Annotated in this window: 17 protein-coding genes; all 17 read right to left on the minus strand. The window is 30.6% G+C overall.

The features are described from left to right. Window positions 1-417, minus strand: a 417-nt coding sequence (locus AC061E_RS11030; protein ID WP_478286300.1) for a hypothetical protein, incomplete at its 3' end; no start/stop codon positions are given. 181 nt (window positions 418-598) lie between these two features. Next, a complete protein-coding gene (locus AC061E_RS11035; RefSeq protein WP_478286301.1) occupies window positions 599-1,135 on the minus strand; it encodes a hypothetical protein in 537 nt (178 codons plus the stop codon). A 152-nt stretch (window positions 1,136-1,287) separates the two neighbouring features. Further along, on the minus strand, window positions 1,288-2,289 hold the full coding sequence (locus tag AC061E_RS11040; protein WP_478286137.1) for an IS30 family transposase: 1,002 nt from the start codon (window positions 2,287-2,289) through the stop codon (window positions 1,288-1,290). A 212-nt stretch (window positions 2,290-2,501) separates the two neighbouring features. Then, window positions 2,502-2,813: a helix-turn-helix domain-containing protein gene (locus tag AC061E_RS11045; protein WP_078226418.1), complete on the minus strand. Its 312-nt coding sequence runs from the start codon at window positions 2,811-2,813 to the stop codon at window positions 2,502-2,504. A gap of 4 nt (window positions 2,814-2,817) precedes the next feature. After that, entirely contained in the window at window positions 2,818-3,156 is a 339-nt protein-coding gene (locus AC061E_RS11050; RefSeq protein WP_478286302.1) for a type II toxin-antitoxin system RelE/ParE family toxin, read from the minus strand. A 230-nt stretch (window positions 3,157-3,386) separates the two neighbouring features. Continuing rightward, entirely contained in the window at window positions 3,387-3,959 is a 573-nt protein-coding gene (locus tag AC061E_RS11055) for a hypothetical protein (protein ID WP_478286303.1), read from the minus strand. A gap of 179 nt (window positions 3,960-4,138) precedes the next feature. After that, on the minus strand, window positions 4,139-5,140 hold the full coding sequence (locus AC061E_RS11060; protein ID WP_478286137.1) for an IS30 family transposase: 1,002 nt from the start codon (window positions 5,138-5,140) through the stop codon (window positions 4,139-4,141). A gap of 659 nt (window positions 5,141-5,799) precedes the next feature. After that, the gene (locus AC061E_RS11065) at window positions 5,800-6,363 is read right to left on the minus strand and encodes a hypothetical protein (protein ID WP_478286304.1); all 564 of its coding nucleotides are present in this window, start codon (window positions 6,361-6,363) and stop codon (window positions 5,800-5,802) included. A gap of 190 nt (window positions 6,364-6,553) precedes the next feature. Further along, window positions 6,554-7,063 (minus strand): hypothetical protein, encoded by a 510-nt coding sequence (locus tag AC061E_RS11070; RefSeq protein WP_478286305.1) that lies wholly within the window; start codon window positions 7,061-7,063, stop codon window positions 6,554-6,556. Between the two features lie 181 nt (window positions 7,064-7,244). After that, on the minus strand, window positions 7,245-7,988 hold the full coding sequence (locus AC061E_RS11075) for a carboxypeptidase-like regulatory domain-containing protein (protein ID WP_478286306.1): 744 nt from the start codon (window positions 7,986-7,988) through the stop codon (window positions 7,245-7,247). A 160-nt stretch (window positions 7,989-8,148) separates the two neighbouring features. After that, window positions 8,149-8,802 carry a hypothetical protein gene (locus tag AC061E_RS11080; RefSeq protein ID WP_478286307.1) on the minus strand — a complete coding sequence of 218 codons (654 nt, stop codon included), beginning with the start codon at window positions 8,800-8,802 and terminating at the stop codon, window positions 8,149-8,151. Between the two features lie 170 nt (window positions 8,803-8,972). Beyond that, on the minus strand, window positions 8,973-9,353 hold the full coding sequence (locus tag AC061E_RS11085; protein WP_478286308.1) for a YbbC/YhhH family protein: 381 nt from the start codon (window positions 9,351-9,353) through the stop codon (window positions 8,973-8,975). 21 nt (window positions 9,354-9,374) lie between these two features. Then, on the minus strand, window positions 9,375-9,809 hold the full coding sequence (locus AC061E_RS11090) for a hypothetical protein (protein ID WP_211516865.1): 435 nt from the start codon (window positions 9,807-9,809) through the stop codon (window positions 9,375-9,377). A gap of 186 nt (window positions 9,810-9,995) precedes the next feature. After that, window positions 9,996-10,529, minus strand: a complete 534-nt coding sequence (locus AC061E_RS11095) for a hypothetical protein (protein WP_478286140.1) — start codon at window positions 10,527-10,529, stop codon at window positions 9,996-9,998. 161 nt (window positions 10,530-10,690) lie between these two features. Next, window positions 10,691-11,236, minus strand: a complete 546-nt coding sequence (locus AC061E_RS11100) for a hypothetical protein (protein ID WP_478286309.1) — start codon at window positions 11,234-11,236, stop codon at window positions 10,691-10,693. Between the two features lie 158 nt (window positions 11,237-11,394). Beyond that, the gene (locus tag AC061E_RS11105) at window positions 11,395-11,973 is read right to left on the minus strand and encodes a hypothetical protein (protein WP_478286310.1); all 579 of its coding nucleotides are present in this window, start codon (window positions 11,971-11,973) and stop codon (window positions 11,395-11,397) included. Between the two features lie 1,751 nt (window positions 11,974-13,724). Continuing rightward, a complete protein-coding gene (locus AC061E_RS11110) occupies window positions 13,725-14,282 on the minus strand; it encodes a hypothetical protein (protein ID WP_478286129.1) in 558 nt (185 codons plus the stop codon). Window positions 14,283-14,328 lie beyond the last annotated feature (46 nt).

Below are 14,328 nucleotides of genomic sequence, written 5' to 3' on the forward strand. Positions count from 1 at the left end.
GTTATTACATAATCGTATGGCTAAATAAATTATCATTTCATTATTTTGATATTTTTTATTTTCAATGTAAGTTATTAAACCTTCTGTTGCAATGTCCTTATAATCCATACAATCTGAAACTTCGCACAAAATTGCTATTGTTTCGTCATCAAGATTATTCTCGTAACTAATAAGTTTATTCAATTCTAAAAAACTATTATCGCAATCTGATTTAAAAAAGAGAATCTTAACCCTTTGTATAATATAATTTCTATTTAAACTGTCTTTTTTTAAAGCATAATTAATGGATGTTAGTGCTTTTTCATATTCTTTAGAATCCATTAATTTTTTAGAATCTTCAAAATACTTTTTAGAATCAACTTGGCTAAATATATTTAAAGAAATAAAAAGTATTAAAATTGGAATAATTCTTGTCATTGTTTAAATTTTATATTTTCGTCTTTTTTGGTAATATGACTGCTAACGTTCTCGCGCTACAAGCAGTTTGGGACTAAATTAGCGTTAATTTTCGGATTTGCCAAATCTTCCAAATACAAGACCATTTTCAAATTAAACCAAATCCCCAAATCGCTTGTAGCGTGTGTTGGCAGTAGTTTTTTTATCCAATTCCATTAACTCCAAATTCAAATAATTCTTTTATTGTTAAGTTAATTTTAATTTCCCAATGATTACTGCAACCATCTTCCCAACTTTCCCTTTCCTTTTTCCATTTATCACTTTCGTCTTTTTGAAAACCTTTAATCTTTTCTATAAGTCTGAGTTTATTTTTATTAAAAGTTACGTAAATCACTTTTTCATTCTTTTCGTTATAATAGCCCCAATATTGTCTTCTAAAAAGATTTAGGTTATTATGAATTATTGGACAACCGTCTCCTTGATTGATTTTTTTTGAATTAGTTTTTCGAATATTTTTCCGCAAAATATTTTCGGCATTTTTAATTTCGTCAAGGTTTGGTGTAAATCTTTTTACGTTTTGTAAACGCATAAAACAATCTCCATTTTCAGAAAATTTGGCACCAACTATTTGTCTTCGTTTTATTATTTCGGAGTATTCTGTTGGTTTTTCAATTACTTTAAATTCTGAACTACAAGAAAATAAAAAAAATGTAAATAATAAGATAAATGTCTTTTTCATTCGGATTTTTAGGCGGATTCAAGTTTCTATCGCAATTTTTTGCTTTAGAGTTTTGCCTTATTTTTCAAATTCAGAAAGCCAAATTTTGATTGTCTTTAGGCTTTCTAAATTCAAAAAATAAAGCTACGATTTATTTTGACTATACCTAATTATTAGATGAAATTTTGGTTCATATATAATCGACTAATTGTATTTAGTGGCGATTCGTATTCGAGTGTTTTTCGAGGTCTTTCATTGAGCTGATTTTGTACTTCTTTGAGTTGCTTTTTTGATATTAAATTAAAGTCAGTTCCTTTGGGAAAATAGTCTCTAATTAACCCATTCGTATTTTCATTTGTGGGTCTTTCCCAGGGACTATAGGGATGGGCAAAATAGACTTTTACTTTGGAATTTTTAGTAAAGGTTTTGTGTTGCGCCATCTCGGTTCCGTTATCATAAGTCAAAGATAGTTTTAGGTTGTCTGGGAGCTTTCTAAACTCCTTTTCAAAAGCTTTTCTCACGGTTGTTGAGTCTTTCTTTTTCAAGGGTACAATTATTAAAAATCGAGTGGTTCTTTCTACCAGAGTCCCAATAGCACTTTCTCTGTTTTTTCCCAGTATTAGGTCGCCTTCCCAGTGACCAGGTATCTCGCGAGTGAGCACTTCGGCAGGTCGTTCATCAATGCGAATGGGGTCTTTAATTGTGGTTCTTTTATCAGCACCTCTTCGGGTATTTCCTCTGTATTTTCTTTTTTGTCTAAGTTGAGAAATTAGTAGTTTTTCGACCTCTTTTTTAGGTTGAATATAGATGTGATAATAGATATTTTCGTGCGAGATTTGCATAGTTGGATCAAAGGGATAAAATTGTTTTAAAGCATCTGAAATTTGCTTTGGAGACCAATGTAATTCCAACTGTGAATATACAAAATTTTTGAGTTTTGGATTGCTGTTAATTTTGGATGTTCCTAAGCGTTTATCCATTAGATTATAGACATAATTTGCTTCTGCTTTTAGGTTGTCATAAGGTTCATTTTTGACTCTTTTTAGTTCTCTGGAAATGGTGCTTGGATGAACCGATAGAGTAGTGGCAATTTGTTTGTTATTTTTGCCCAAAGCGATTAGTTTTTCAATCTCAATTCTATGATCACGATTGAGTCTTTTGTAAGCTGTTTTCATACTACAATTTTATACATTTTTTGGTTATAAAATTGCGTTAGATTCTTGACTCTGCGGTAAAATTGGCTATAACGTTCTCGCACTACACGCGGTTTGGAACTAAATTAGCATTATTTTTCGGATTAGCCAAAATTCCCAAATACAAAACCAATTTCAAATTAAGCCAAATGCCCAAATTGCTTGTAGCGTGTGTTGGGCGATCGGCAATTTTTTTAGTGGATTGCTACATTCTGATTTAACAATTCTACATTAAAATTAATTTTCGCATTTAAGGCTTTAAAAACTTTAATTATTGTGTCAAATCTTGCGTCAGTTAAGCTATTTTCAATTTTTGAAATTTGAGCTTTTTTCACACCAACTAATTCTCCTAATTGTTCTTGTGTCAAGTTTCTCTCTTTACGAATTTGTTTAATTGTTTGACCAATTAAATCAATTTTCAATTCGTTTTCGAAATTTTCTCTATTTGTTGTTCCTTTCGCTCCAACGAATTTATCTGTTACTTCATCTAAACTATATGTTTTCATAATCTTATTTCTTTTCGTTAAAATATTTTACTCGTAATGTTTCTGCTCTTTCAATTTCTACTTTCGGGGTTTTGTCAGTTTTCTTGATAATTCCGTGAGTAGAAATCACAACTGTATCCTTTTTATCTGATTTATCCCAAAAAGCAAAAAGTCTCAAATATTGTTTGTTAAATAAAGTTCTAAATTCCCAAATCTCTCCATCGAGTTTTTTGAATAATTCATTATCGTTTACGCTTCTTGATTTCCAAATATTATAAAGTATTTTTTCTCTAGATTTCGGGTCTAGATTTTCTAAAAACTCTAAAACGGGTTCAAGAAACTCAACTTTAAATTTATAATCCATTTTTCACTAATCTTATATTTTCTGTAAAGATATAAGTTTCCTTTTTAAGAAACAAATGTTATCGTTTTTTTAGGTTGCGCTTTGCTGTCGCCCAACGTCCCGGCGCTTGGCGAGGTTGCGAACTTCGGAACCGATTATTTTCTATCAAAGATAAAATTTCTTGCGAAAAGTAAACGTGAATTTACTACAAAATTCGCAATCTTGCCAAACGCCTGTTAGCAGTAGTACTTTTATTCAATTTCAATCTTTTCAATTGTATCAGCTTCAATTTTATTTTCCCCGTTAAAGTTTATAACTTTATGTTTATAATGAACTTGATTATTAATAATCTTTATTTCACTTTTTCCAGATTCCAATTGTCCATCTAGTTTAATTTTTCCGTAATACTTTTCAAATATCAAAAGTTTGTTTTCTGTTATTTCATATTCGCAACAACGTGCAAATAATCCATTAAAAGAGGAGTAAATCTTTAAATTTCCCTTCTGATATTTAATATCATTTGGATAAATAGGTTTCAGAAATAATGAAGATAATATTGCTAAAAATATTCCGCCAAAAAGCCAAAATAAAATTCCAATTAGAATAGATAGTAAGTAATAGAAATAATAAACTAAGATTTTTTTAAATGGTTTTCTATTGAGAAAAAATAACAAGCTTCCGCTAATATAAATCAGAATTTTTAAAATGAAAATAAGGTTGCTATTTATCCCGAAATTCGTTATCAAACGAAACAAGAAATTTAAGATGACAAAGCTCAAAATGTAAAAATGTATTTTGAATATAATTCTATTAATATTTGTCATTCTTTTATAATTTTTTTCTTTTTTGCGATTCTGCGAGTGGCGGATTCAAGTTTCTATCGCAATTTTTTGCTTTAGAGTTTTGCTTTATTTTTTAAATTCAGAAAGCCAAATTTTGATTGTCTTTAGGCTTTCTAAATTCAAAAAATAAAGCTACGATTTATTTTGACTATACCTAATTATTAGATGAAATTTTGGTTCATATATAATCGACTAATTGTATTTAGTGGCGATTCGTATTCGAGTGTTTTTCGAGGTCTTTCATTGAGCTGATTTTGTACTTCTTTGAGTTGCTTTTTTGATATTAAATTAAAGTCAGTTCCTTTGGGAAAATAGTCTCTAATTAACCCATTCGTATTTTCATTTGTGGGTCTTTCCCAGGGACTATAGGGATGGGCAAAATAGACTTTTACTTTGGAATTTTTAGTAAAGGTTTTGTGTTGCGCCATCTCGGTTCCGTTATCATAAGTCAAAGATAGTTTTAGGTTGTCTGGGAGCTTTCTAAACTCCTTTTCAAAAGCTTTTCTCACGGTTGTTGAGTCTTTCTTTTTCAAGGGTACAATTATTAAAAATCGAGTGGTTCTTTCTACCAGAGTCCCAATAGCACTTTCTCTGTTTTTTCCCAGTATTAGGTCGCCTTCCCAGTGACCAGGTATCTCGCGAGTGAGCACTTCGGCAGGTCGTTCATCAATGCGAATGGGGTCTTTAATTGTGGTTCTTTTATCAGCACCTCTTCGGGTATTTCCTCTGTATTTTCTTTTTTGTCTAAGTTGAGAAATTAGTAGTTTTTCGACCTCTTTTTTAGGTTGAATATAGATGTGATAATAGATATTTTCGTGCGAGATTTGCATAGTTGGATCAAAGGGATAAAATTGTTTTAAAGCATCTGAAATTTGCTTTGGAGACCAATGTAATTCCAACTGTGAATATACAAAATTTTTGAGTTTTGGATTGCTGTTAATTTTGGATGTTCCTAAGCGTTTATCCATTAGATTATAGACATAATTTGCTTCTGCTTTTAGGTTGTCATAAGGTTCATTTTTGACTCTTTTTAGTTCTCTGGAAATGGTGCTTGGATGAACCGATAGAGTAGTGGCAATTTGTTTGTTATTTTTGCCCAAAGCGATTAGTTTTTCAATCTCAATTCTATGATCACGATTGAGTCTTTTGTAAGCTGTTTTCATACTACAATTTTATACATTTTTTGGTTATAAAATTGCGTTAGATTCTTGACTCTGCGCTATAATGGCTACTAACGTCTTGGCGCTACACGCAGGCTGGGGTTAAAAAATCCTAAAACTTTCGGTTAAAAACTAATCTCGGCTGATACAAAACCATCTTTAAATTAAGCCAAATGCCCAGCTTGCTTGTAGCGGCTGTTATGGGCCGGTTGTTTTGTCGAAATTACGAATTTCCGCAAAGTTTTAACGTTTTTGTTTCGTAATTTTCTGTGTTTCAATTTTTACGCTTCTGCTGGCAAGTTTCTGTTTTTACACTTCAACTTTCAGATTTCTGCGTTTCTACTTTCACGCTTCTACTGGCAAGTTTCTACTTTTACGCTTCCAACTCTGAAGTTTCTGCTTTTCACGCTTCTGCTGGCAAAATCGAACTTTCACGCTTCTGCTTTGTAAGTTTATACATAAATTAAACGCTTGTTTTTCAGATTATTTTCTTCTGCGTAATTTCGGCACAACTGGCCCATAACGTCCCCGCGCTACAAGCATTTTGGGACTAAATTAAGCCTTATCTTCGGATTTGCCAAATCTTCCAAATACAAACCAATTTTTCCATTAAGCCAAATGCCCAAATTGCTTGTAGCGTGTGTTAGCCGTTCGGTTTTGTATTAATCTAACAATACTTTATATTCGGAATTTGAATAGTATTTTATTAATGCTTCATTATATCCAATGTTATTTTCTTCTTTTAGTTTCCATACTTCCCCAGAATTTAATAACATTTTTAATGAATAACCGTCTTCGAATTTTAGTTGAACAAGATTACTTAAATCTATCCAAATGTTTTTGTCTGATTTTTTTAAGGATTCAGTAATTTTTAAATCTAATTCTTCTTTTGAGTATTTTTTTAAAGCAAGTTTAATCCTTCCCAGTGTGTAAATATTTTCAAATTCCATAAGTTCATCAATACTCTCAAGAAATTTAACCAACTCTTTTTCATTATTGCTTTCACTAAATAATTTTAATTTCAATCTGTTTATTTCAGTTTCAGCTTCAACTTTTGCGGTTCCACAAAATCCATAATCAGCAAGTAAAGCTCTATTAAGTAGTTTTAATGCTTTTGGATAATCTTTTTCAATAATTTTCTTTTCAGCTTTTTTTATTAAATCGTATGATTGAGAAAATAAAAAAGGTGACCAAAATAAAAGAAATATTAAAGTAAGTGTTTTCATTTTTATCATTTTTTGCTTTTGATATCCAAATTGCCGGCAAACTGACGCCTAACGTTCCCGCGCTATAAGCAGTTTGGGACTAAATTAAGCCCATTATTCGGATTTGCCAAATCTCCCAAATACAAACCAATTTTTCCATTAAGCCAAATGCCCAAATTGCTTGTAGCGTGTGTTAGCCGTTCGGTTTTTCTCACTTAAAATAATTTTTGTATTCATTTTCCGAATCTGTCATATCGATTTTTTTCGGTTTTAATTTTGGGTCAAACAAATATATTTGCCATAATTCGCCCTTGTCATTTAATTCTAAAATTGCGTTATTTCCGTTCTCCAATTCAAAATTGATTATTTTATCATTTTTAATGTTTAGAATTTTTAGTTTGTTTTTATTAAAAGTTTTAGTTGATTCATTTATGTAAAACATATAATCGTCAGCTCCAATATAAAAATCTTCTTCGCCAACTTCTTTTTTACGTTTTTCAATTTGCTTTTCCGTTGGTTCAATAATAATTGCAATTTGACTTTTAACAATTATTGTATCGATTACATTTTTGCTAGTTTCAGTAATTTTCAACTTTTCTATTTTCATTTTTTTACTTGAAATAGTTTTAGCATCTTTCAGATTTTCTTCACTGTGATTTTCTTTTTGATTACAAGAAATTAATGTAAAAAGAGCTAATAAAATCGATTTATATTTTTTCATTTTTAGTAGGTTTTTCTGCGTTCCGCCAAACTGACGGCTAACGTCCCGCTAGTAGGCGATGGTTGGGGATAAATAAAGCAATTATTTTCGGATTATCACTAATTTGCCAAATACAAAACCATTTTTCCATTAAGCTTAATTCCCAACTATTGTTTACTAGCTGTTAACTGTTGTCTTTTTATCAAAATGGTTTTGTTATTTTTCTCCATATTCTACTTGCTAAATTTCTTCTTTTTACCGTAATAATAAATTCGGTCAATTTAGCTTCACTTTTTGTTAAAATAATTACACCTAAATCTATAATTTTATTATCAGTTTTTATTTCAATTTCTTTTTGTTCAAAGCCAATTGCTCCAATTGATAATATTAATTTTTCAACTTCTAAATTTGGTAAATATTTAATTTTAAAATTACCTTTCTCGTTTGATGCAGTTCCAATTTTAGTACCTTTAATTATTACATAGGCATAACTGTCTGTTAAGTTCATTTTGGTGATTAAATCATAATATTCAATTCTACCACTTATTATTATTGAATCATTAATTATTTTAGATTGTTCATTAATTTGCTTATTTTTTTGACTATCATCATAAACTTGATTTGAAAAATGTTTTTCAGTTTCATTATTTTTGGAATTCGCAATTGATGTTGTCGCAATTAAAGTTGTTAATCCAATACTTAATGGAACATTACATTTCGATCGTTTAATTTCTGCTAACTGTTCAGGTAAATAAAATCCACAAGTTGATTCATTAGTTTCAGACATTTTAAAAGCAATTTCTGTAAACGACATTTTGGAAAAATCAATTATTGTTTTATCGCATTTTTGACATAATCGACCGTTTTCGTTCGGTTTCATTTCGTCCCAATACATATTGCATTTTTTTAGTCTTTTCAAACTATTCTTAAAATTTTCTATTTCCATTTCGGTTTTTTAAGATAACAGTTAACGTTCTGGCGCTTGGCGTGGTTGGGGAATAAAGATGCGAGATTTTTCGGTTAAACACAAAATTTCCAAATATAAGACCAACTTTAAATTAAGCCTAAAACCCAAATCTTGCGAAACCGCTGTTGTACGACGTTTTTTATTTTCCACCCAACCAAACTTCACCTTTTTTAAAAATATAGCATTCTCGATTCTCACCTAACCATTCAAACTTTTTTACCCTATGTTCTTTCTTCATGATGTTTTTAAATCGACGCCTAGATTCAAGATAATCATTTTCACAAATATACATTTCTTTGTCTCCAACTTCATCATCGTATAAAACATCTTCATCCAAAAATGGTTTCCAATCAACAGATTTCATTTTTGATAGCATTTCTTTACCATAACGATCACTTTTTAATAAGATATTTTTATCGGATGGCGTAAAAGTATTTTTATAATAATCTATATCGTCTCCGATTGCACAAACAACTTGAGACATCGAAAATCTAGGTTCAAATAACCAAATTTTTAAATAGTATGGTTTGCCTGTTTTTTTCAGCAATTCTTCCCAATGAGAGTATATTTCTATTAATGAAGATAAGATAAGTTTTTTTGTTTTTCCTTTCGGTTCAGGGATAACACTGTTTGTTATTGAAATATCGCAAAAAGGACTTACATAAATTTTAGTATAGTCTCTATGACTTTCATTTTCTAGATATAGACTTAAATTATACGACAAATTATTAAATTTCCATTTTTCAATTTGTCTATGAATTTTTTTCTGTCCTCGTATTTTCTTTATTTTCATCGTTTTTTTTAAAATTGGCTATAACGTTCTCGCACTACACGCGGTTTGGAACTAAATTAGCATTATTTTTCGGATTAGCCAAAATTCCCAAATACAAAACCAATTTCAAATTAAGCCAAATGTCCAAATTGCTTGTAGCGTGTGTTGGTGGCTGGCTTTATTTTTAGCCGTTATTTTCCATGTGTCAATTTAATTATTTGCCCGTTTGTTGAGTTTAAAATTATTAGAAAAGTTCCACCTTTCATATTTTCGGGAAGCGTTCCGTTTAAAACCCAATATTCATTAAATTTATTTATTTCATAAGGTCTTTGGCTTATTATGTTATTCTTCCCATAAATTTTAAATAAAATTGTTTCAGAAATTGTAATTGCAGTTTCCTTATCAGTAATAACTTTATCTACTAAAATTTGTCTTTCACTGTTATTAGAAAGCGCTTCTTTAAGTTCGCTTCTTGCATATTCAACTCCTAATTTTTTCCTACTGTTTTTTGTCTGTCCACAAGAAATTTGACATATAAAAATTAAAATAATAGATATAATTTTTAAATTCATAAGTTGTGTTTTTCTACATTATTAATTGTTTCGTCCAAAAAGTGTTGCTTTCCCTTCTTGATTTCTTGCAAGTTGTTTTAGTGCCTTTTGGAAATTGTCAATTGCAGACGGTTCTACAATTATTTCAAGTTTCAACTTATCTTTCTCTTCATTTCTATATTCAGTCGAAACATTTTCTTCAAGATTAATTTCAATACCTAAATGTCCCGCATTGTCGATGCAATAATATTTCATTGAGAAGTAGGCGTAACTATTTTTTTTGCCCATTTCGTGAAATAGAGTTAAATTATTTTTTGGGAATCCAAATAGTAATTCGGCAAAATGGTCTAATGATTCACTTGTTTCGTAAACTTCTGTAATTCCAAAATAACGTCCATTTGAAGCAGTCACTCGTAACTCAAACATTTCATCATCTTTCCAAATAAGTTCCAATTCCAAATATGATTCTCTAATCAAAGTTCATTTTATTTAATTATTGTCAGTTTTTGTTTTGCTATAATGGCTACTAACGTCCCCGCGCTACAAGCATTTTGGGACTAAATTAAGCCTTATCTTCGGATTTGCCAAATCTTCCAAATACAAACCAATTTTTCCATTAAGCCAAATGCCCAAATTGCTTGTAGCGTGTGTTACCAGCTGTATTTATATTTCCGCACTTATTAATTTTATCCAGTCTTTTCCAAATATTCTCAACTCATAAATCCATAAATTTTCTGTTTTGTTATTTTTGAACCAATAATCTTTTGAATAGTCAATCCAAAAACCATTTTTAAAATCTTTGTCATAAATAGAAAATGAATCTCCGTCAAATTTTACAATTTCGACAATATTTTCAATTATAAATTTAGTTTCTATTTTCAAAATTGCTATTTCTGTAAAACGGTAAAGTTTAAGAAAGTTTTCTTTAGATAATTCCTCTTTAAGAGTTAGAAGCGTTTTTGTAAGATTTCTAATTTCATCTTCTGTAAAACTTAAATTTAAGTAGTTAAATTTGAAATCAGTTCCGTTAAGTTCGATTGCTTTCTGTTCAATTTCTTCGATTGTTAAAATTTCATTTTCTGAAATTATTTTTTCTGAAATTGAGGAAATAAAAGAGATTAATTCAGGTAATTTTAATTTTCTTTCTTCCAGTTTTCGCAATGTTTTTATCTTTAAATTTCTTTCTTCTGTGTTCATTTAGTGTAATATAGCTGGTAACGTTCTCGCGCTACACGCGGTTTGGGACTAAATTAGCGTTATTTTTCTGATTAGCCAAAAACTTCCAGATACAAAACCATTTTCCCGACAAGACAAATGCCCAAATCGCTTGTAGCGTGTGTTACCAGCTGTAATTATATTTAGTGCAATTTCGGAATCTGCGGACTTCGCATAATTGATGAATCATTGTGAATTACAAAACTTATAAATAGCTTCATTTTACTATTTACTATCAATGTGTCTGATGGAAATTTTCTATTTCTTTTAAAATCGGGTCTAGTGTTCTTTACGAATTTTAATAAACTTGAGTTAGTATACACTTTATCATCGTCAATATATATTGTTTTTGAAGAATTATCTTTATAAATAACATTAAGGCAATACCGACTTCCTTGTATACTTGGTAAATCTTCTTTCCATTTTCCTTCTTCATATTTAAAAGATTCATCTGAAGGTATCTGATTCAATCTAAAAATGCAATAATCCAATTTATTTTTTTGAAGATCTGCAACTGCTAAAGCTTCTCCTGATGAATTGACGTAAGTATAAAACACTGGTAAAATAGTGTCTATACGTGCACGTTCATATCTTAAAATTTCAATTTCCTTTATTCGTGTATTATTTTCTTTTTTACAAGAAAAAATAAAAAGGCAAAGTATTATCAAACTGATTAATTGTTTTCTCATAGGTGCGGTATTATAGCTGGTAACGTTCCGGCGCTTGGCGAGGTTGCGAGCTTCGGAACCGATTATTTTCTATCAAAGATAAAATTTCTTGCGAGAAATAAACGTGAATTAACTACAAAATTCGCAATCTTGCCAAACGCCTGTTGTGCGTTCGCTTTTTATTTTTTCTCTAGCAATTTGTCAAATTCGTCTTTAGCATCATCGATTCCTAATATTCTACTTTCAAAAACTCCATAATATTCAACATCATCTATAGAAATTTTTTCGAAATTATTTTCCATAATTCTTAGTCGTATATTTTTTGGTAATTCATTTCTAGTAATTATATAATCAATTATTACAAACTCATTATTATACTTTTTTCCTTGATATTCTTGTTCTATTATTGTTTTAAAAATTAACTTTTCAACACTTACAAGTTTTGCTTTTTTCAAAGTGCTTAGCCAAATTGTTTTTTCAATTTTTCCGATGTTATTTTTCTCAACTTTATATTTTACGTTTTTTTCTAAGTCATATTTTGAAACGCTTTTTAATATTTTACTAAATTCTGGTAAACTTAAATACTTTTCAGTTTTCCTATTGTATATATGACCGTGATCATTTTGCGTTTTAAATTCGCTACTGATTTTCAAGCAAGTTTTTGAAAATTCTGTTTCTTTATTTATTTGATTTCCAATAAAAGAGCAAAAAAACAATAGTGATAATGAAAACAAAAAGCATTTCAGTTTAAATTTCATATTTCATTTACTTTAAAAATTATCGTTTATTTTAATCAGTTTCTGTCGCTCGAAAGTGACGCACAACGTTCTCGCGCTACAAGCAGTTTGGTACTAAATTAAGCCCTATTTTCGGATTTGCCAAATCTTCCAAATACAAAACCAACTTCAAATTAAGCCAAATGCCCAAATTGCTTGTAGCGTGTGTTGGGGAGCGGTTGTTTTGTCGAAATTGCGAATATCCACAAAGTGATAACACTTTTGCTTTTCAAGTTTCTACTTTTCACGCTTCTGCTTTTCAGGTTCCAACTTTTTAAGTTTCTGCTTATAAATTCCAACTTTCACGCTTCTGCTTTTCAGATTACAATTTTCAAGTTTCTGCTTATAAATTCCAACTTTCACGCTTCTGCTTTTCAGATTACAATTTTCAAGTTTCTGCTGATAAATTCCAATTTTCACGCTTCTGCTTTTAAACTTCTTGCGGAACGTGTGCTTATTTTCTAATTGTTTTTATCTGCGTAATTTCGGCACAACTGCTCCCCAACGTTCTCGCGCTACAAGCAGTTTGGGACTAAATTAAGCCCAATTTTCGGATTAGCCAAATCTTCCAAATACAAAACCAACTTTAAATTAAGCCTAATACCCAAATTGCTTGTAGCGTGTGTTGGTGGCTGGTTGTTTTGTCGAAATCACGAATTTCCACAAAGTTTTCACGCTTTTGCTTTTCAGATTCCAATTTTCACGCTTCTACTTTTTCGCTTTCAATTTTAGGAGCAACGCTTTTCAAGTTTCTGCTTTTCACGCTTCAGCTGACAAGTTCCAACTTTGACACTTCTGCTTTTCCGTTTTCAATTTTAAGCGCAACAATTTTCACGTTTCCGCTTTTCAAGTTTCCGTTGGCAAATTCCAACTTTCACGTTTGTACTTTTCTGTTTTCAATTTTGGCGCAACACTTTTTAAGTTTCCGCTTTTCACGATTCCACTGGCAAATTCCAACTTTCACGTTTCTATTTTTTTAGTTTCTGCGAGTTGTGAACTTTATTTCCAAATCGAAATTACCTGCGTAATTTCGGCGCAACTTGCCACCAACGTTCCCGCGCTACAAGCAGTTTGGGACTAAATTAAGCCCAATTTTCGGATTAGCCAAATCTTCCAAATACAAAACCAACTTTAAATTAAGCCTAATACCCAAATTGCTTGTAGCGTGTGTTGGTGGCTGGTTGTTTTGTCGAAATCACGAATTTCCACAAAGTTTTCACGCTTTTGCTTTTCAGATTCCAATTTTCACGCTTCTACTTTTTCGCTTTCAATTTTAGGAGCAACGCTTTTCAAGTTTCTGCTTTTCACGCTTCAGCTGACAAGTTCCAACTTTGACACTTCTGCTTTTCCGTTTTCAATTTTAAGCGCAACAATTTTCACGTTTCCGCTTTTCAAGTTTCCGTTGGCAAATTCCAACTTTCACGTTTGTACTTTTCTGTTTTCAATTTTGGCGCAACACTTTTTAAGTTTCCGCTTTTCACGATTCCACTGGCAAATTCCAACTTTCACGTTTCTATTTTTTTAGTTTCTGCGAGTTGTGAACTTTATTTCCAAATCGAAATTACCTGCGTAATTTCGGCGCAACTTGCCACCAACGTTCTCGCGCTACAGCGGGTTTGGGACTAAATTAAGCCCTATTTTCGGATTTGCCAAATCATCCCAAATACAAAACCAACTTTCCATTAAGCCAATTGCCCAAATCCGTTGTAGCGTGTGTTAGCGGATGTAATTTTTTATTGTTTAAATCTGTTTGCGAATTTATATAATAATTTAACCGCATTAAATTTTTCCAGAGAACTATTTTGTTTGTTTTCATCTTCTAAATCTGTAATATTAAATACTTCAGAAGTTTCAAAGTTTATTTCATAAACACTTGTACCATCATGAATTATTTTCGGAATACAATTAAAAGATTTTACAAACATTACGATTCCGTCAATTCCGCCATACGGATATTCGTAAGGATTATATTCAAGTAAACCTTTGTTTTTGTCTACTTTCTTTAAGTCAATATATTCTATTCCGTAATTTATGCTCAATAATTCTATCAAAGAATAAAAGTGCCAATTAAATTCTGTTTTGTCGGCAGTTTTAAAATTCGGTTTCAAGTCCGAATCTAAAAACCAAAATTTCTCAATGGAATATTTAGGAAAATTTTCTAACCAATAATTATCGTTAGTTTCAATTGAGTTATTTTTCGAATATTTTATTTTTTCAAAAGTGAATTTCAAATCTTCAAAATTCAAATCTTCAAAATAATCAAACTCTAAATAACAATTCTCTTTTTCCATAATTTTGGTCGCGATTATATCCGCTAACGTTCCCGCGCTACACGCG

The organism is Flavobacterium sp. GNP011 (assembly GCF_056428925.1).